The organism is Halocella sp. SP3-1 (assembly GCF_003953885.1).
GTDB classification, from domain to species: Bacteria; Bacillota; Halanaerobiia; order Halanaerobiales; family DTU029; genus Iocasia; species Iocasia fonsfrigidae.
The window spans coordinates 1,627,929-1,646,629 of record NZ_CP032760.1; the positions used below are offsets into that span (position 1 = coordinate 1,627,929).

Genomic DNA, 18,701 nt, shown 5'->3' on the forward strand with positions numbered 1-18,701 from the left:
TTATAATAGAGTTATAGAAGTAATATACTTTCTGGAGGATTTTATTAAAAATTACAGATAAAAGCTTTATAGAAAAGGAGTGGATTATAAATGAAAATTAGTTTTCAAAATATTGATGGTCAGGTTATTTACCGTATTTTCGATTTTGATCCTAAGTATGAGAAAGTACTTCAGATGTGTTTTTATCAGAAAGATGGTAATGGATATATAAAGAAGTATCCCAATGATGCTAAATATATAGAAAAGATGAGAGAAAGATATTCTAAATACGCACAAGAAATGTTTAATCAATTAGGGTATTTTACTAATGTTCCCTGGGAATCAGGCTTAAAGAAATTTTGTTCTATGGCTAAAGACAGCAATATTAATTGGTGGCTGACAGGAAGTTGCGCTAGCTGTATTCGTGGTGTTGAATTGAATCCTCATGATATAGACATTATGATTGACTCAGATTATGTAGAAGATATTACAGAATTGTTTCAAGACTATTTAATCGAGCCGATTATTGATACTAATGGATGGCTGACAAAGGAATTTGGTGTCATATTTATGGATGTAAGAATCGATATTGCTTCTGATCCAGCAGCTGTTCTTGATGACCCAGAACCTGTTGATTGTGGACCTTATGCTTTAAATCATCTGGAAACAGTAGAATGGGAAGGTTTTCAAATAAAGGTACCACCTCTTGAATTACAGTTAGCTGTTAATATTAAAAGAGGTAGAATGGATAGAGCAAGAAAGATTGAAGAGTTCTTGTATAGCAGTTAAAAAAATATTATAATAGTCATTACTTAAATGATAAATGTAATTATAAAGAGTTAAATAAATTTCTAGAAATTAAAGAGATAGAACTTAATTTTGATGATTTTGCAAATGCAAATATAGTATATTTAATAAACAGGAGTGTATTATCTGAAGAATTCAAAATATAAATTATTAAGCTTACTTTCAGTAGCATTCTTACAACTGGGGATCATTAGTGAATGATATATGGAGTTAAATAATAATACTGACCTTGCATTATCAGGCAGAAAATGCAAGGAAAATAAGATAAAGATAAGTTATTCTTTAATTGAAGGGGGGATATATATGGGATGGCTTGAGCGAATGAATAGTGCAATAAATTATATTGAAGAAAATCTAACAGAGGAAATTGATAATACTAAAGTGGCTGAAATAGCATGTTGCTCAGTTTATAATTTCCAACGTATATTTTCTTTTATGACTGATATACCTTTATCAGAATATATAAGACGACGTAGATTTACACTTGCTGCACTTGAATTGCAAAATAGCGCTATAAAGATAATTGATCTTGCTTTAAAATATGGTTATCAGTCGCCAGAAGCTTTTTCACGTGCATTTCAAAATATGCATGGTGTTACACCCACAATTGCGCGCAATCAGGGTGTTTATTTAAAAGCCTATCCGTGTATTTCCTTTCAAATTTCAATTAGAGGTGATGTTGAGATGAATTACAGAATTGAGAAAAAAGGTACATTGTCGGTTTTTGGTGTAGAGGAGGTATTTACAAACTTTGAAAATGATGAAAATCTAAAGGCAATACCTGAGTTTTGGCAGAATGAAATAAAAAAAGGAACATTAGATCGTATCACAAAAGCATCAGGAATAAAGTGGAATAGTTCTTGTAAGGGTATAGGACCTATAAATGCAGTTATGTGCTATCGTGATACTGGAGGAAATACTTTTCCTTATATGATTTGTGCATTTACACCTGTAAGTGGTGTACCTAAAGGTTTTACTTATGCTGAAATTCCAGCTCTAACCTGGGTTATTTTTAAAACTGAAGAGCATACCGAAGATAAAACTTCTGGAGTAATCCAGGCATTATGGAAACGCATTTATACTGAATGGTTTCCAACATCAGATTATGAACCATTAGATGGGCCTGAATTTGAAATGTATGGTGTGAGTGAGAATGGAAAAAAATATTGTGAAATTTGGATACCAGTGAAGTAATATGTTTATTTTTAAGTAAGTAGAGAAGAATCTTAAATATATTATATAGCAGATAGTCGAGATGCAGGGTTCTAATACTCTTCTGACTATCTGTTTTTGTTTTATAATTACAAAGACCTATTCTCTGTACTGAGTCTAAATTTGAAATAGCAATATTTGTTCATTTTCACTTAATGACATATGATATTGTTTTACTATAGCATAACAGGTATGTACAATATGCCGTGGTAGCAGCAAATCTGGCAATAGAGGATTCCCGATTAAATCTTGATAAAGAAAATAAAGAGCATAGCCATTTAGTTATTGAATTTTAAACAATTTGATATCAAAATTGTTACGATAATGTTATTATTAATTAAGAGATTTAACATTCATTAAAACTAATTTTAAGAAAGGTGTGAAAGTATGAAGTATAATTTTGATAAAGTTATTGACAGAAAAGGGACAAATTCCTCAAAATGGGAACCAGCAATTTTAAAGCAGATGTTCAATGGAGAAGATGTTTTGCCATTTTGGGTAGCTGATATGGACTTTAAAGTGGCACCGCCAATTATTGATGCTCTTAAGAAAAGAGTAGAACATGGAATATATGGATATTCTACACGACCGGATTCTTATTATGAAGCAATTATTAATTGGACTAAAAGACGTTTTGGATGGGAGATAAAAAAAGATTGGATTTTATATACACCAGGGATTGTACCGGCAATAAATTATCTGATTCAAACTTTCTGTGTTCCTGGAGAAAAAGTGCTTATACAACAACCTGTTTATTATCCTTTTGCAAATGCTATAGAAAACAATGGATGTCATGTGGTTAATAACCCATTAGTTTTTAATGGAGAAGATTATGAAATAGATTTTGAAGACTTTGAGGAAAAGGTAAAGGATTCTAAAGTAACTGCTTTTATCCTTTGTAGTCCACATAATCCTGTATCAAGAGTCTGGACAAAAGAAGAATTAGAAAAAATCGGAGAAATATGCCTGGAAAATGATGTTTTAGTTATTGCTGATGAGATCCATAATGATCTTGTATACTCAGGATTTACTCATACTATGTTTGCTTCTATGAATGAAGAGTTTGCACAGAATTCAATCACTTGTACTGCTCCTAGCAAGACTTTCAATCTAGCTGGTTTACAAACGTCAAATATCATTATTCCAAATAGGAAATTGAGATTGAAGTTTGAAAGCAATCTAGAAAGAAATAGTATTGGTCTACAAAATCCTTTGAGTATAGTTGCAGTTGAAGCAGCTTATAATGAGGGAGAAGAGTGGTTAGAGCAGTTATTGGTATATTTAGCAGCAAACGTGAAATTCATAGAAAACTATTTACAGGAAAATCTACCTCATGCTAGATTAATAAAACCTCAAGGAACATATTTAGGTTGGTTAGATTTGAGAAAATATGAAACAAATGCAGACATATTGGAAGGAACTGTAGCAAAAGAAGGAAAGGTGGGCTTGGATGGTGGCTCATGGTTTGGTCCTGGTGGAGCTGGATTTATGAGATTAAACTATGCATGTCCAAGAAAGTTATTAGAAGAAGGTTTAGCTAGACTGTGCAGGGCAGTAAAAGCTATTAAGTAAATTTGATTAAAAGAGATTAAAAGACGTACTAAAAGCGCTACCTGTATAGAATAAATAGTATTGGGTTATATAATAACAGAGATATGTTATACAAAACGTATATTTGTATTTTAAAATATTATTTAAATGAGGGGGAGGAAAATGTCAAACGAAGTTACTAAAAAGGTTTCAACTAGAGATTTAAAAAGAGTATTAGGGTTTTGGGACTTAATGGGAACTGCGGTTGGTCAGATTATAGGTGCAGGAATTATGTCGCTTGCTGGTGTTGCAATAGCAATGACTGAATTGTGGAATAAATCCAAGTTCAAAACATCACCTGGAGTATCCAAAATTATTGTTTTAGTATCAGTTGTAGTATCAATTATGCAAGTTATATTACTATGATCAGACATGTCATTACCACTATTATTTGGAAACCTGGTAATTGTTGTTGTAGCAGCAGTATTTTCAATGTGGCGTTATAATTCTGGCAAAGTTGATATAGAAGAGAGTTATGAAGATAATTAATAAGAACGGGGTCAGGGGTGAATTTGCTGGAATAGAAAAGTGCAATATTTTAAGTGTTATTTATATAGTAAAGTGAAACTCAAATAAATAAGTTTACGAAATTGGACATTAAAAGAGAAGATATAAAATTTATATTATGCTAAACTTTAACATAGGGAGGTGATGATATGGAGTGGTTGAAGCAATTAAGCCGGGCAATAGATTATATAGAAGACAATTTGGCAGGTGATATTTCTTACGACAAAGCAGCAAAAATAGCCTGTTGTTCCACTTATAATTTTCAAAGAATGTTTTCCTATATAACTGGTATTCCACTATCTGAATATATACGCCGTAGGAGAATGACAAAAGCTGCCTTTGAATTGCAGTTGAGCGAAAATAAAGTAACAGATATTGGTTCAAAGTATGGTTATGATATACCGACATCATTTAATAGAGCATTCCAGAGTGTTCATGGTGTTTCTCCGACTTTTGCTCGTAAGGATGGAACTATATTAGATTCTTATCCACCCATTAGATTTTCTATTAACGTCACTGGAGGTGAAAGCATGAGATATCGTGTAGAAGCAAAAGAACCTATTAGAATTGTTGGGATTAGAGTCCCCTTACAAGAGGATCAGGAACATAATTTCAAAACTGTTCCAAAATTTTGGAACAAAACATTAAAAAGCAATTTAGTTTCAAAAATTAGCAAATTAGCAAATCAAAAGCCGCATGGTATTTTAGGTGTTACTGCATATCAAAATCCAGAGAAAATCTATTATTACATTGCAACTGCTACCGATTTAGCTGTTCCAGAGAATTTGGTTGAATATGAAATTCCGGCAGCTACATGGGTTATCTTTAAATGTGATGGACCTTTTCAAGATTCCATTCAAACAATCTTTAAACGATTTGCCAGAGAATGGCTTCCGTTTTCTGGGTATAAATATGCTCAATTCCCAGATGTAGAAGTTTATCCCATCAGCGAGAATAAGTTAAAAAGTGGATATTCTGAAGTCTGGATTGCAGTTAAGAAAGAAAAATAATTTAAAAATAGAGGTGGAATAAAATGTCCGTAATTGAAACTGATAAATTGGTAAAGGAGTATAAGAATGGCGTCAGAGCCCTGGATGGCTTAAGTCTTAAAGTGAACAGTGGGGAAATCTTCTCACTGCTGGGTCCCAATGGAGCTGGGAAAACTTCTTTGATTAATATTCTGACAACCTATTATAAACCCACATCCGGGAAAGTAAGCATATTGGGGAAAGACTTATGTAGGGAGCCGGACCGGGTTCGTACACAGATTGCCTGTGTTGCCCAGCGTATTTCCATTGATGAGCACCTTTCACTAATGGAAAATATGCTATTTCAAAGCAGGCTGTACAAAGTAGATGCACAGCTGGCAGAAGAAAGAATAAGTACTTTGATTGACAGTTTTAATCTTTCCGGATATTTGAAATACCCCACGGCATCCTACTCTGGTGGGGTGAAGCGCAGGCTGGATATTGCCATGAATATGGTCTCTTCACCTAAAATTCTATTTTTAGATGAGCCCACAGCAGGTATGGATGTTGAGTCCCGGAAGGCCATGTGGAAAATGATGTTGAAAATCCGGGATGAATATAATACAAGTATATTTCTTACAACTCATTATCTTGAAGAAGCTGACCATTTGAGTGATACCATTTGTATCATTAAAAAGGGGAAGGAATTAGTCCAGGGAGCACCAGGCAGCCTGCGCAGTTATACCAGGCAGGATATGCTCCGTATTACATTTTCCAATGCTGAGCGAGGAAAAAAATATAAAGATGTCTTTGATGACACCGGGTTTATTAAGTTCAGCAGTGTGCGGAATAATTCTGTTTTACTAGGTGTGGATGACAGCAGAACTGCTTTTACAGCTGTGAATAAGTGGCTTTTAGATCATGATGTAGAGTTTCGTGGTATCGAGATTGTAGAACCTGGTCTGGAGGATGTTTTTCTGGCATTAACTGGTTCAGGGGAAGATAGAGGGGAGGAATGGGTGTGCTGAATATTTTGTGGCGAAATATAAGGTGGCGTTTTCAAAACCCTATTTCCATTGTAATTACTATCTTGCAACCGCTTATCTGGCTTATTTTGTACAGCTCTGTCGCAGGCCAGGCAGTGCAAAATATGGGGATCGATAATTACACTGCTTTCATTCTACCCGGCATTATAGTGCTCGTTACCCTGGCTGCCTGCAGTAGTGGTGGTATTATCAATTATATCATGAAATCCAACGGCAGTTTTTACAGAATCCTGATTGCACCTGTGAGTAGAAACTCTATTGTGCTGGGGCAAATGCTGGAGGCAGTACTGGTTTCCTTCCTGGAAGTAGTAATTTTATGTGTTGTAGGCTTTTTTTTCTCAGTAAAGGTGGCATCGGGTATCGCTGGAATTTCACTCATGATATTACTGGTTTTTATGACAGCGTTTTTCATGTCAGGTCTTACCTATTCTATTAGTCTCTTTCTGCCAAATGAAGTAATCTATGAGACGATAATGAATGCGATTGTGCTGCCTATCTTTTTTTTGAGCCCAGCCCTTTTTCCTACTGAAAATTTATCAGGTGGATTGGCTGTAGCTGTAACACTAAATCCATTTACACATATTATTAACGCTCTGCGTAGTCTGATACTTGGCGAGACAATTTTATTAGGGGAAATTCTCCCTGTTATTGTACTATTTATAGTGATGTGCTGCTGCAGTTTTGGACTGGCAAAGTGGAGATTAAAAAAAGAGATGGCCCATTAATTTGGATTTAAGTTAAGGGGCGGGTTTGAAATATTATAAATCTACCCCTTTATTGTGAACGCAAGGCTGGATCAGTAATAGGCCGTTCGAGGCCCTCACACTGAGGTAAATAAGAATGAATAAAAATAATCTAAGAGAATAATAAACAAAGAAATAGCTTCAAATAAAATATTAAGTTGCTAAAATTAGGAGAGTCAGTTATAATAAAAGAAAAGAAATTATTGGTGATAAGCACTGCTAATTATGATTAATAATAGGTAGGCTAAGTAATATTTTAACTGACAAACGAAAAAATAAGGGGAAAATATTATGATTTCTAAAGCGGAAAAAATTATTATAATAGATTTTTTAGAACAAAAACTGTCTCCTGAATTAATTTATGTATTTGGTTCTTATTCTAAAAATAATGAGAGAAAAGATAGTGATGTTGATATAGCTTTTTTATCTGAAAATGAAGTTGATGAATATCAAATATTCTTATTTGCTCAAAAGTTAGCTGATAAATTTAAAAAAGAAGTAGATTTAATTGATATTAAACAAGCATCTACTGTTTTTAAAATCCAAATTATACAGGGTAAGTTAATATATAATGCTAATAATTATAAAAAGATGGAATTTGAATTAAAAACTTTAAGAGAGTATGCTAATCTCAATGAAAAAAGAAAAGAAGTGCTGGAAGGTGTATGGGGGTGACTTCTATTGGTTGATGATGTATTAATTAATAAGAAACAAACGATAAATCGTTGTATCAAAAGAATTAATGAAGTTTATGATAATAATTTTGATAATTTAAAGGATTATACAAAACTGTCTGTGGTGTTACCTCAGCTAATGTTAGTGCTGATAAAGGTACGGCAGTAGTAGAATTGGCTCATGAAGTAGATGAAGTTAAATTTAAGGCTGCTGTAGAAGAAGCAGGCTATTAATTTGTTGAAGTTAAATAATTAGATGAATATTTGATGAATACTTAAGGAATACTTAAGGAAAATTCCCTTACTGAAATTGCTCAAGAATTAATTATAAACCCTATTTATTTATACTGCTTGGCGATGCCCCAAATTAAAATATGGTATGCTCGTCATAGCGGTTTTTTTGCCTGTTTGTTAATTAGGGAAATGAATTTTCTAATCGACAAAATCTCTATTTCGTGGTTTTATTTTGTACTTGCCGTTGTTTTAGATTGCTTTTTTTTAGCTTTAAATCTCCTCCTTCTGACCATACAAAATTATAATTAACATTCCAGCCGAATTCCACTTCAGTGTTTGGATTTAGATCCCTTTGTGAACCAGGCAAGACTCATAGCACCCATTTCTTCTAAATTTTTTACAACTTTTCAACCCTAACCCCTTATACCATATAAGTAATGAGGTTCAGATATTTTTATTAAGCAGGTAAAAATTGAGATAAGTAGAACTATATTATGTAAAATAAAATCAGGAGGTAGAAGGTTGAAATAAATAATAGATAGCATTTAAAGAATTAGAGGGCATAGCAAAATAAGCCATCATATAATGACTTTTAAAAAATGAAGTTAAAGGTGTTATGGTTATGCAGTTGACTTAATTCGATAACCCTGAAGCCGAGCTAATAAAATTGCTTGTTCTACCGTAATTTCACGGTCTACTGGAAGAACATCAGATTTTCTATATAAATCAGCATTATAGGGTTCCTTTTTTTTCAACATGTTGTATAATGCTGATAGAAGCATTCTTGCAATGGCAATAATTGCTTTCTTATGTCCACGCCGTTTCTTTAAGCGGAGATAACGGTTGCGGATCTCAGGGTGTTTTTCACTTTTAACTACAGCGGTTGCACACTGTACAAGAAGTGGTTTAATGTAACATCCTGATTTAGAAACCCGGACTGATTTTTTCTTACCTGCACTTTCGTTGTTAGTAGGAGTAAGCCCAGCCCAAGAACAAAGATGCTTAGCAGTAGGAAAAACATCCATATTGACCCCTATCTCTGAAATTACACCAATAGCTGAGAAGATGTTTTTAAAGGATGGGGCAGTTAAAATAAGATCAATTTCTTGCTGGTATGGCTTGGCAAGTTTGAGAATAAGTTCTTCTAGATCAGATTTCCGGGTTTCTAAATCCTCATAATGCTGTTTGATAACCTTTAATTTACCAGCCTGTTCCGGTGTAATATAACCGTCAATGGCGAGTTCCAATTCGGGAAGTTTTTTCTTCATGGAACCATGAATTAAGGGCTCAATATCAAAAGAAGTATCAAGAGGATTTTCCAGAATCTTATCTATAATCCTTTGTGAACTTTTACCAAAAGTATCAGAAACGATATTACCTAACTGAATGTTAGAAACGGTAAGACAGTTCTGCAGTCGATTCTTCTCACTTGACATAAAGCAGATCAACTTGAAACGATAACGCATCAGATCACGTAGCTGTCGGATTTGGGCAGGTGGCATAAAACTACCAGCAACAAGATCATGTTTAAACAGGTCAGCAATCCACTTTGCATCTTTCTTATCAGTTTTTTTACCACGGATTGCTTTAACATATTTAGGGTGGGCAAGAACAATATTGCAGGAAGTTTCAAGAACATTAAATACAGGGATCCAGTATTTCCCTGTGGATTCCATGCAGACATCCTTGCAGTCATTATCAAGTAGCCATTGTAACAGCTCTCTCAAACCCTTTGTGTAGGTAGAAAAGCGATGACTCTTGTAGGTGGTAACACCTTTAGAATTAGTGGAAGCTATACAAGCAACCACGAAAGTTTTGTGGACATCGATGCCACAACAAATTTTGTATACGATTTTTAAAGCCATAGGGATTCCTTTCTAAACCAAGAGGTTTTTTAAGAATTATAGGGATGGACAGCATTGACTGATTGCCTAGCGATAAACGAGTATTGTTTATACAAAGATAAGGTTTCGTGCTCGGTGGCACACTTATTTGTGCTTGAAAAGGCAATCTACACATATAATCATTCGGTCACTTCATAAATGAAGCAGCCCACTCACCCCCTCGTGATTTGTAGTTTACTGATATCCCTATGACTTTATTATAAAACAAAATAGCTCAAAGACACAATTTCATAACATTTTGTGCCTTGAGCGCAGCGAAAGGAATGGATATAATCATGAAAAACCTTGTTTTATACTATTCATTAAATGGTAACACTGATTTTGTAGCTAAAAAATTGGCAGAAAAACTAGATGCAGATATTGTTATGCTCGAGCCTATTAAAGATTACCCTAAAGGATTTGTGAAATATATTATAGGCGGTTTTCAGTCATTATTTAAAATTAAAGTAGCTATTAAACCTATAGAAGTAAATTTAGCAGATTATGATCAAATAGTAATTGGTTCCCCTGTCTGGGCTGGTAGTATGACCCCACCTATCAGGAGTTTGCTGACGGATAAGCAAATTGAGGGTAAAAATGTTGTATTATTTTGTACATATCAGGGTCAGGCTGGTAAGGTTTTTGATCATATAGAAGAATTAATAGGGAAAAATAATATTATTGATAGGTTTGAATTTAAAAATCCATTAAAAAATATGGAAACTACAATTAAAAGTATAGAGAAATGGACAGTTAATACGACAGGATAATGTGCTTAAACTTGCAGAGATGATATTAGTAAGTTAAATATCTTGAAAAAGACGAATTATTTAAGGAAGATTATGCCGATAATGAATTTTCTCTTGATTGAATTCAAATGCTTTTGTCCTTACAGGATACACAATTCTTATATTTCAAGCACTTTTATAGGAATTAAATAATATTAGGGGATGGTCGATATGATTAAACGCATTGTTCTGACATTTATAATCTTGTTAGTATTAACGACAGCAGTAACGGCTCAGTTTGATAAGGAAAAAGAAGTATTGTTTAAATTATTTAATACAGAGGAAAATGAAGTGGAAATACTATTCGATAAATCCTTTTTAAATCAGGTATCCGCTAATCAGCTTATCGGGATATTAAAGCAGTATCATGATCAACTTGGTCAGCTCAAAAAAATTACTGGCAGTAGCGGGGATTATACACTTATCTTTGTTAAAGGGACTGCACCGGCAAAAATAGTTTTGAATAATGTTGGTAAAATAAAAGGATTATGGTTTGGCAACTGGATTCTAACTGAAGATGATTTGGCTGAAGTAATTTCAGAATTTAAATCTATAACAGGTGCTATTTCAGTGTCTGTAATTAAAAATAATCAGGATAAGATTTTATCATATAACTCAAACAGAAAAATGGCAGTTGGTTCTTCCTTTAAGTTGTATGTATTAAAAGCTGTTTATGATGCAGTCCAAAACGGTAAAATCAGCTGGGATAGTCTAGTAATATTAAATCAAGATAATAAGTCTTTAGCGAGTGGGATTTTACAGGACTGGCCGAAAGGTACACCGCTAACTATAAAGACATTAAGTAATCTGATGATCTCACTTAGTGATAATACGGCAACAGATTTATTAATTAATGCCGTGGGACGGGAAAATATTGAAAAATATGTAACGGAAATAAATATCCCTTTTTTAAAGACTATAGACTTATTAAGACTTAAATATGCTGTTGATTCAGTTATTCAAACTGAATACATTAAAGCTGGTATAGAAAAGAGAAGACAGATATTAAATAATATAAAAAATTTACCTGTAAAAACTAGTGTGATGAGTAGTTCACCCAGATTAATTACTGAGCTGGAATGGTTTTTTTCTACTCAAGAATTATGTCAATTAATATATAAATTACGGGATGCAGATGAAATAAGGATTAATCCGGGGTTGGCAGTAAAGAAAGATTGGCAGCTGGTTGGGTATAAAGGGGGATCAGAACCAGGGGTATTACAATATACCCATATTTTGCAGAGAGAAGCAGGGGGTGATATCTATACTGTTTCTATAACAGTAAATAACCCCAAGCAAGAGCTGGATACCGATAAGATTACAGAATTGACCAGGCGTCTAATTTCATTAATCAAGCAGGGAAAAATTTAGTAACACTACTGAAAAAGGAGCTTGTTAAATTAATAGATATATGTTAAACTTAAAGGGCACTGTTCGAAAACAGGGGATATTTAGCTGAAATTTTCGAGCAGACCTTTAAATGAGAAATTTAAGAAAGGGTGAAATTTACTTAAAATCATGCGTATCAGTACTTTAACCATTCAGTAACTTAAAATTATTTAATTAGGTTGGTTAGAGTATTGAAACTATATATTTCCATATATTTACAAATAATAAACTATTGGTGATCTCTGCTTTCTGGTCAGTATTCTAACCAACCAGTATATCCTGGTGTGAATACGGCTAAAAAGGAGAGATTTTTATGTTATTAATAGAAACTAAAGAAGTGAATAAATGGATAGGTGCCAGACAATTATTAAAGGATATATCTTTTAACATGTATCAAGGAGATAAAGTCGGTTTTGTTGGACGTAATGGAACAGGGAAATCGACCTTATTAAAAATAATTAGTGGTCAGGATAAGGAGTATCAAGGTCAGATTATTATAAATACCAGGGTGGGTTATCTACCCCAGTATTATAATTACCCGGCAGTTCAGACTGTGGAAGAGTTTTTCACAGAGGTAAGCTATGATTACGGTAGTTTTCTCCGTTTGATGAAAGAGTTTGGCTTTGAAACAGATTTTCTGGACCGGCAGATTGGAAATTGTAGTGGTGGTGAACAGACTAAACTCCAGTTAATAAGGTTGTTAATTAAAGAACCGGCCTTATTAATACTCGATGAACCTACCAATCACCTGGATATTGAGGCCAGGGACTGGTTAGCTAATTTCTTAAATAAATTCCAGGGTGGAGTAATACTGGTCTCCCATGATAGGTATTTTCTGGATCAGGTAGTAAAAGAAGTCTGGGAATTAGAAGACGCGGAACTTAAAGAATATACAGGTAATTATAGTGATTACCAGAAACAGAGGGAAGTAGAACTGGAAAGGGAAAAAAGAGAATATCAAAAATATCATGCAGAGAAAAAAAGTTTAAAAGCGGCAATACAAAAACAGCAGCAGTTTGTCAATAAAGCTGATAAGGGAAGAAAAAAAACAGATTCTTTCTGGAAACAATTGAAAGGATCTGACCGGAGAACTGGTCGTATGGCCAAAAGGGTAGATAGTTTGCGGAGCCAGCTGGAACAACTCGATAAAAAAGAAAAACCATTTGAATATAAAGAGATAAATCCTGAGTTTGAGAATAGAGAATTACACAGTCAAATTATAATTCAGGGTAAAGGGGTAGGCAAAAGTTTTCAATCAGAACCGGTCTTTAAGGATCTGAATTTTACTATCTCCAGAGGGAGTAAAATTGCTCTCTTGGGTAAAAATGGTATCGGAAAGACTATATTGTTAAAATTGATTCTCGGTCAGCAAAACCCTACTACTGGTGAGATATTTCGAACCAGAGCTTTAGAAATAGGGTATTTTTCACAAAAAATGGCCAATCTCCATGGTCAAGATACAGTTTTAAAAGAATTACAGGAGAAACTTCCTGATAGGTCAGAGGAGCTAATCAGGACATTTCTGGGTTCCATGCTTTTTAAAGGTGAAGATGTTTTTAAGAAAATAGGTGATCTCAGTATTGGAGAAAGGGTCAGGGTAGCTTTTACAATTCTATTACTAAGTAAAGCTAATTTTTTACTCCTTGATGAACCTCTAAATCACCTTGATATAGTCTCCCGGGAAAGGATAGAAGCAGCACTTAAGGAATACCCGGGCTCTTTCCTGATTGTCACTCATGATAGGTATTTTGCCAGAAAGATTGCAAATGAAATCTGGGAATTAACTAATAATGGCCTGGATTGTTTTCAGGGGAACTACAATGATTTTCTTAAATATAAACAAGGAGAGTTTAAAGTTGGCCTGGAATTAGAAGATGAATTAATAAAAATGAAAAGGGCAGAATTGATAGCCCGGCTTGAACAGGCCAGAGATGCAGAGGAGATTGCCAGAATAGAAAGCCAGCTAGATCAGCTTTAAAATGTTTCAATTAATAAATTTACTACCATGGCCATTGACATGGTTACAAAGATAGGTTTAATGATCTTGCTGCCATGTTTAATGGCTATTTTTGAACCCAGGCGTGCTCCCAGAGCAGTGGAAATGGCCATCGGTATACCAATAGAGTAGATTATTTTGCCATGTAGGGCAAAGAGAATCAGGGAAGTTAAATTACTGGTAAAGTTTAATATTTTAGCATTGGCCGTACTGATCGTAAAATTGAAACCGAAAAAACGGATAAAAGCAAATAGCAAAAAAGATCCTGTACCAGGACCAAAGAAACCGTCATAAAATCCTAAAAGAAAACCAATGATACATCCAATAATAATCTTTTTGCGATTTAAACCAGTGAATTTATTTTCTATACCGATATCTTTTTTAAAGGAGGTATAAATAGCCAGTAGGAATAACATAATCAGGACAATCATTTTTAGATACTGCTGATTAATCTTTAAAGCAGTATTAACTCCCAGAGAAGCGCCTAAAAAGGTAAAAGGAATAACATATTTAATTAAGGGTAGATAGATCTTTTTCGATTTGAAAAAGGTAAAGGAGCTAGTAAAAGATCCCCAGGAAGCAGAAAATTTATTAGTCCCTAAGGCAAGATGAGGTGGGATACCAACAGCTAATAGTGAGGGTATAGTTAAAATCCCCCTCCTCCTGCGATAGCATCGACCAGGGCAGCAAAAAAAGCAATAAGACATAAAAAGACTATTTCCATTTATTTTTTCCTCCTGAGTAAAAATGATATTTCTATTGATAATTACTGTAATGTTGTTTATAAGTATATATTTTATTATTCTAGCTGTGATATTATTTTCCTTCTTTATTAACCGGAAATTTTTTTGGCCGTAACAGCAAAATATCAATAAATTTGGCAGCTGACATTGTGCTTCTATTGGCTGTTCATAATTCTTGACAGTAAAGTTATACCCGGAAATTTTATAAGTCTTTTATTTGAAGAGATTAGAGTTACAAAACCATTCGAGGTAAGGACTACCTCTGGTTGCCGTAATTATAGCCAGTACAATACCAGTATTTCCACTATAATTGAATAAAACTTGAAGGCAAGCTTAGCCTGCTTTTTACATATTCAGGATAACTTTAATATTAAAATTTGATTAAATAATATAAAAAACACTTGACTAGGCCAATAATAAATGTTATCTTATAATTTATAAAATACCATGTACGGGTACCCCGTAAAACAAATGGTAGATGGAGGTAATTTAATGAGATATGATTACGGTCTTTGGGGCGCTGTTATCTTTAATTTTCTCTTTGTGATAGTCTTTCTATTAAGTTTTATCAAGCCCAAAAAGAAGTATGAATGGAGATCAATGGGTGTAACAGGTGGTTTCTTTGTAGCTTTATTTGCAGAGATGTATGGTTTTCCATTAACAATATATTTAATAACATCAGTTTTTGGTTATAGAATACCAGTTTTTAACCCATACCAACATACAAATGGACATTTGCTGGCAATATTAGGTGTTGGTGAAGATAAAGCCTTACTGGTCTGTCAAATTGGAGGATTATTATTTGGCATAGGTATGATCATAATCGCAATAGGTTGGAGAAAAATATTTAAAGGACAGGGTGGTTTAGTGAGAGATGGGATATATAAATATATTCGCCATCCCCAATATCTCGGCATTTTTTTAATGATGGTTGGTATGTTAGTACAATGGCCGACAATTATTACTTTAATTATGTTTCCAATCTTACTTGTAAGCTACTATAGACTGGCCAAAAGAGAAGAAAAAGTAATGATAGAAGAATTTGGTGAAGAGTATCTAGCATACATGAAAACTACACCTGCTTTTATACCATTTTTTAATAAATAGTCATCTAACAGTTATTTTATCAAACCAATACTTAGAGTAATTTATATCAAAAATAATTTATGAAAAGGTGAGGTAGATGCTTAAAATTAAATCAAAAAGTATATTTAGTCTTGGTATTGCATTAATGGTTCTGTTTACTTTAGCGGTAACGGCTTTAGCCAGTGGAGAGGATTGGGTGAGAAGTTCAGATGCAGCAGGTGTCACTTTAGATGTAGAATTTATAAATCCAGATAAAATTCCAGCTGAACAACTGTTATTTAGAGTTTATATGACTACACATAGTGGGAATCTGTTGGATCACGATTTTGCAGAATTAATTACAGTTAAAAGTAAGGTGAATTAGATAGTGAAAGCATTAGCTGGGAATGGGAAAGAGAATCTAGTCATCATCCTATAGCTTTGATTAAAATAAATAATAATATGATTAATGGTGTAAGATTTTATTCAGAGAAAACGAAATATCTTGAAATTACAATCAATGGTATGAGAGAATCCGGTCATAGTTTTAGGTGGGATATTAATCAAGATAAGAAACTATTGGCCTATATACCAAATGCAGCAAGTGGTATTGTTTCTGTAATTGACATTGCAGCCGAAAAAGTAGTTAATACTATAAAAGTAGGGGAAGAGGCTTCCCATGGAATTGAAATTACTCCAGATGGTAAGCATCTATATACTGGTGATTTCCAAAATGGTTTAGTAAAAATATATGACCTAACTAAAAATGAATTTGTCAAGACATTAAAAGTTAATAGTACAGCACATGGGATAGATATGAGTCCAGATGGCAAGTATATTTTAATAGCGTCTGGTTCAAAAAGTGAGGTAGCAGTGATAGATACAAAAAAACAGGAGATTATTACGGTTATTAAAGAAGGTATTGGGGAAAGTCCCAGTCATATAGACTTTGATCCAGCTGGAAACTTTGCTATTTTAACAAATCTGGAGTCCAATGATGTTTCTGTTATTTCAATACCTGGCTTTGAAGTAACAGCCAGGATTTCTGTTGGTAATGGTCCTAATGAAGGAAGAATTGCTCCTGATGGGCAATTTGCCTATACTGCAAACTGGGAATCAAATAGTATCTCAGTAATTGATTTAAGAAGCTTTGAAGTTGTCGATGAAATAAATGTTGGAGAGGGGACACATGGTGTTATTGTTTCTCCAGATAGTAAAAAGATCTGGACAGCCAATAGAAAAACAAATAATGTTGCAGTAATTGATGCTGAAACTCGTCAGCTTGAACGGTATATAGCTGCAGGTGAATATACAAATCACCTGGAATTTACTCCTGATGGTAATAAAGTAGTGGTCACTAATGCACGAGATAATGAAGTGATAATTATTGACACAGAGACTTATCAGATAACAGCTCGTATTAAGGTTGATGAAGAACCACATGAAATTACCTTTATAAGTGTAGAAGAGTGGCTGGTTAAGCGATGAGTTCATTTATCTGGATATTAATTTTTGCTGGAGTAATGTATTGGATGCACGGTAGTGGTGGAGGTTGTTGTGGTGGTCATAATCATGGGAATAGTGGTCGTTACGAATCGGGTGGCAATCATGAAGACAGTAGCAGTACAAGTTTATTCAATTCTCAATTTCAAGTGATTAATGGCCAAACTTTGTATAAGGACCCGGTTTGTGGAAGTAATGTTGCAGAAGATGTAGCTATTAAGAAGAATATAAATGGCATTGATTATTACTTCTGTTCACAGGAATGTTTAAATAAGTTTATAAAGAATATCAAAAAATCGTGAGAGGGGGTGAAGGATATGCAGAAGATCATCAAAATTAAAGGAATGAGTTGTGGACACTGTGAGGGACATGTAAAGAAAGAATTAGAGGTTCTCTGTGGTGTTACTTCAGCAGATGTAAGTGCTGATAAAGGTACTGCAGTACTAGAATTGGCTCATGAAATAGATGAAGCAAAATTTAAGGCTGCCGTAGAAGAAGCAGGTTATGAATTTGTCGAAGTTAAATAACTAAATGATGAATACTTAAGAATAATTTAACCTATATATATCTAGAAAAACAAACGATAATCTCTGTTCTTAGAGATTATCGTTTGTTTATGTGTGATGTAAGAGTAATCATCTTTAAAAATATTCCTGGTCATTATTAAGTTCGTGAAAAAGTATAACTTCCTTTTACATCCCCGGTCTTCTTCTTTCCATTTCTCTCATCATTTCTTCCCTTTGTCTTGGGTCTAAATCCATAATTAAGTGCATTAGTTCTGCAACATGATGCTTCTCATCATTAGCTATTTCTTGAAATAACATACTGGCTTCAGGGTTTGTTGTTATTCTGGCGTGTCGCTCGTATTGGTTGATAGCTTCCAGTTCACCCGTCAAATTAATTCTTAATAATTCCAGTGTTGTTAAATTATTATTTGTTCTATCTCTATTTTCACCAGGATAATACCTATCATGATAATTTTGTTTTTCAGTATCAGCCATTGGTTTAGCTCCTTTCATAATTTTATATATCATAATATGTTTATATTAGTATAAAAGTGTTTAATTTAATATTGTATGTTTATATCAACTGCACTTTTATTTCTCATTATTCCTTTACTTATGTAAACCTTCAGTTTTTATCTTAATAAATATATCCTCGATATATACCAATGAATATATTGCGTCCTGTTGTATATAGGCATAAAGGATGGAGTAGTCAGTAGATATAATTACAATAGGTAGAATAAAGGAAGTTATATAAATGGGTGATATGAAGATAAAAAAACGTTATAATCGAATAGCACCTATTTTTATGACTTGCTGGAAAAGTATGATGGAAAAAGGAGAGATGGGAAGATGGCGAGAAAGGCTGTGGCTATGGAGCTAATATTAATCGAAGAACTATGGAAAAAATTAAAATGGCTGGTTTAACGATAAAAGAGGTTAACGATTTATTCTTTGATATTGTCAAAGAAATAGTACTGGAACCTTAACTATTATGGTCTTGATATAGTAAACACAAAACAAAACCTAGTAAATTGATAAGATTACTTGACATATATCAAAATAAGT

The 18,701-nt window shown here is 33.7% G+C and carries 19 protein-coding genes and 3 pseudogenes; 19 read left to right on the plus strand and 3 right to left on the minus strand.

Features of this window, described 5'->3' with window-relative positions; genetic code table 11:
• Positions 1 to 90: 90 nt before the first annotated feature.
• The 10 genes and pseudogenes from D7D81_RS07675 to D7D81_RS20240 form a co-directional block, all read left to right on the plus strand.
• Entirely contained in the window at positions 91 to 768 is a 678-nt protein-coding gene (locus D7D81_RS07675; protein ID WP_205739371.1) for a nucleotidyltransferase domain-containing protein, read from the plus strand.
• A gap of 222 nt (positions 769 to 990) precedes the next feature.
• Entirely contained in the window at positions 991 to 1,980 is a 990-nt protein-coding gene (locus D7D81_RS07680; protein WP_205739372.1) for an AraC family transcriptional regulator, read from the plus strand.
• 405 nt (positions 1,981 to 2,385) lie between these two features.
• Positions 2,386 to 3,570: a MalY/PatB family protein gene (locus D7D81_RS07685; RefSeq protein WP_125988829.1), complete on the plus strand. Its 1,185-nt coding sequence runs from the start codon at positions 2,386 to 2,388 to the stop codon at positions 3,568 to 3,570.
• Between the two features lie 126 nt (positions 3,571 to 3,696).
• Positions 3,697 to 3,852, plus strand: a pseudogene (locus D7D81_RS20235) (APC family permease); the annotation flags it as partial.
• Between the two features lie 392 nt (positions 3,853 to 4,244).
• On the plus strand, positions 4,245 to 5,105 hold the full coding sequence (locus D7D81_RS07695; protein ID WP_125988833.1) for an AraC family transcriptional regulator: 861 nt from the start codon (positions 4,245 to 4,247) through the stop codon (positions 5,103 to 5,105).
• Between the two features lie 23 nt (positions 5,106 to 5,128).
• Positions 5,129 to 6,091 (plus strand): ABC transporter ATP-binding protein, encoded by a 963-nt coding sequence (locus tag D7D81_RS07700; RefSeq protein ID WP_125988835.1) that lies wholly within the window; start codon positions 5,129 to 5,131, stop codon positions 6,089 to 6,091.
• The gene (locus D7D81_RS07705; RefSeq protein WP_125988837.1) at positions 6,079 to 6,834 is read left to right on the plus strand and encodes an ABC transporter permease; all 756 of its coding nucleotides are present in this window, start codon (positions 6,079 to 6,081) and stop codon (positions 6,832 to 6,834) included. The genes D7D81_RS07700 and D7D81_RS07705 overlap by 13 nt, the downstream gene beginning before the upstream one ends.
• A gap of 309 nt (positions 6,835 to 7,143) precedes the next feature.
• A complete protein-coding gene (gene mntA, locus D7D81_RS07710) occupies positions 7,144 to 7,527 on the plus strand; it encodes a type VII toxin-antitoxin system MntA family adenylyltransferase antitoxin (protein WP_125988839.1) in 384 nt (127 codons plus the stop codon).
• A 6-nt stretch (positions 7,528 to 7,533) separates the two neighbouring features.
• Entirely contained in the window at positions 7,534 to 7,695 is a 162-nt protein-coding gene (locus tag D7D81_RS19450; RefSeq protein WP_164522152.1) for a hypothetical protein, read from the plus strand.
• Between the two features lie 2 nt (positions 7,696 to 7,697).
• Positions 7,698 to 7,760: pseudogene (locus D7D81_RS20240) on the plus strand (heavy metal transport/detoxification protein); the annotation flags it as partial.
• Between the two features lie 620 nt (positions 7,761 to 8,380).
• Here the strand turns inward: D7D81_RS20240 and D7D81_RS07720 are convergent.
• A complete protein-coding gene (locus D7D81_RS07720; protein WP_125986592.1) occupies positions 8,381 to 9,625 on the minus strand; it encodes an IS110 family RNA-guided transposase in 1,245 nt (414 codons plus the stop codon).
• A gap of 302 nt (positions 9,626 to 9,927) precedes the next feature.
• Here D7D81_RS07720 and D7D81_RS07725 point away from each other — a divergent pair, with 302 nt between their 5' ends.
• From D7D81_RS07725 to abc-f, 3 genes are all read left to right on the plus strand, one after another.
• Entirely contained in the window at positions 9,928 to 10,413 is a 486-nt protein-coding gene (locus D7D81_RS07725; protein ID WP_125988841.1) for a flavodoxin family protein, read from the plus strand.
• A 189-nt stretch (positions 10,414 to 10,602) separates the two neighbouring features.
• Positions 10,603 to 11,802, plus strand: a complete 1,200-nt coding sequence (locus D7D81_RS07730) for a serine hydrolase (RefSeq protein ID WP_164522154.1) — start codon at positions 10,603 to 10,605, stop codon at positions 11,800 to 11,802.
• A 331-nt stretch (positions 11,803 to 12,133) separates the two neighbouring features.
• Positions 12,134 to 13,798: a ribosomal protection-like ABC-F family protein gene (abc-f, locus tag D7D81_RS07735; protein ID WP_125988845.1), complete on the plus strand. Its 1,665-nt coding sequence runs from the start codon at positions 12,134 to 12,136 to the stop codon at positions 13,796 to 13,798.
• Here the strand turns inward: abc-f and D7D81_RS07740 are convergent.
• Positions 13,795 to 14,540 (minus strand): annotated as a pseudogene (locus D7D81_RS07740) (TSUP family transporter). The gene abc-f and the pseudogene D7D81_RS07740 overlap by 4 nt on opposite strands.
• 511 nt (positions 14,541 to 15,051) lie before the next feature.
• Between D7D81_RS07740 and D7D81_RS07745 the strand changes: the two are divergent.
• The 5 genes from D7D81_RS07745 (at position 15,052) to D7D81_RS07765 (ending at position 17,654) form a co-directional block, all read left to right on the plus strand.
• Entirely contained in the window at positions 15,052 to 15,666 is a 615-nt protein-coding gene (locus D7D81_RS07745; protein WP_205739374.1) for a methyltransferase family protein, read from the plus strand.
• Between the two features lie 76 nt (positions 15,667 to 15,742).
• Positions 15,743 to 16,009: a hypothetical protein gene (locus D7D81_RS07750; protein WP_125988847.1), complete on the plus strand. Its 267-nt coding sequence runs from the start codon at positions 15,743 to 15,745 to the stop codon at positions 16,007 to 16,009.
• Positions 16,010 to 16,065: 56 nt separating this feature from the next.
• A complete protein-coding gene (locus tag D7D81_RS07755; RefSeq protein WP_125988849.1) occupies positions 16,066 to 17,112 on the plus strand; it encodes a YVTN family beta-propeller repeat protein in 1,047 nt (348 codons plus the stop codon).
• Complete coding sequence (locus D7D81_RS07760) at positions 17,109 to 17,429, plus strand: YHS domain-containing protein (protein WP_125988851.1); 321 nt, start codon at positions 17,109 to 17,111, stop codon at positions 17,427 to 17,429. The genes D7D81_RS07755 and D7D81_RS07760 overlap by 4 nt, the downstream gene beginning before the upstream one ends.
• 15 nt (positions 17,430 to 17,444) lie before the next feature.
• Positions 17,445 to 17,654, plus strand: coding sequence for a heavy-metal-associated domain-containing protein (locus D7D81_RS07765; protein ID WP_125988853.1), 210 nt, complete (start codon positions 17,445 to 17,447; stop codon positions 17,652 to 17,654).
• A 165-nt stretch (positions 17,655 to 17,819) separates the two neighbouring features.
• Here D7D81_RS07765 and D7D81_RS07770 read toward each other — a convergent pair whose 3' ends face one another.
• The gene (locus D7D81_RS07770) at positions 17,820 to 18,128 is read right to left on the minus strand and encodes a demethoxyubiquinone hydroxylase family protein (RefSeq protein ID WP_164522155.1); all 309 of its coding nucleotides are present in this window, start codon (positions 18,126 to 18,128) and stop codon (positions 17,820 to 17,822) included.
• 262 nt (positions 18,129 to 18,390) lie between these two features.
• On the opposite strand from D7D81_RS07770, the gene D7D81_RS20090 reads away from it, so the two are divergent.
• A complete protein-coding gene (locus tag D7D81_RS20090) occupies positions 18,391 to 18,516 on the plus strand; it encodes a hypothetical protein (RefSeq protein ID WP_286170327.1) in 126 nt (41 codons plus the stop codon).
• Positions 18,517 to 18,701: the final 185 nt, after the last annotated feature.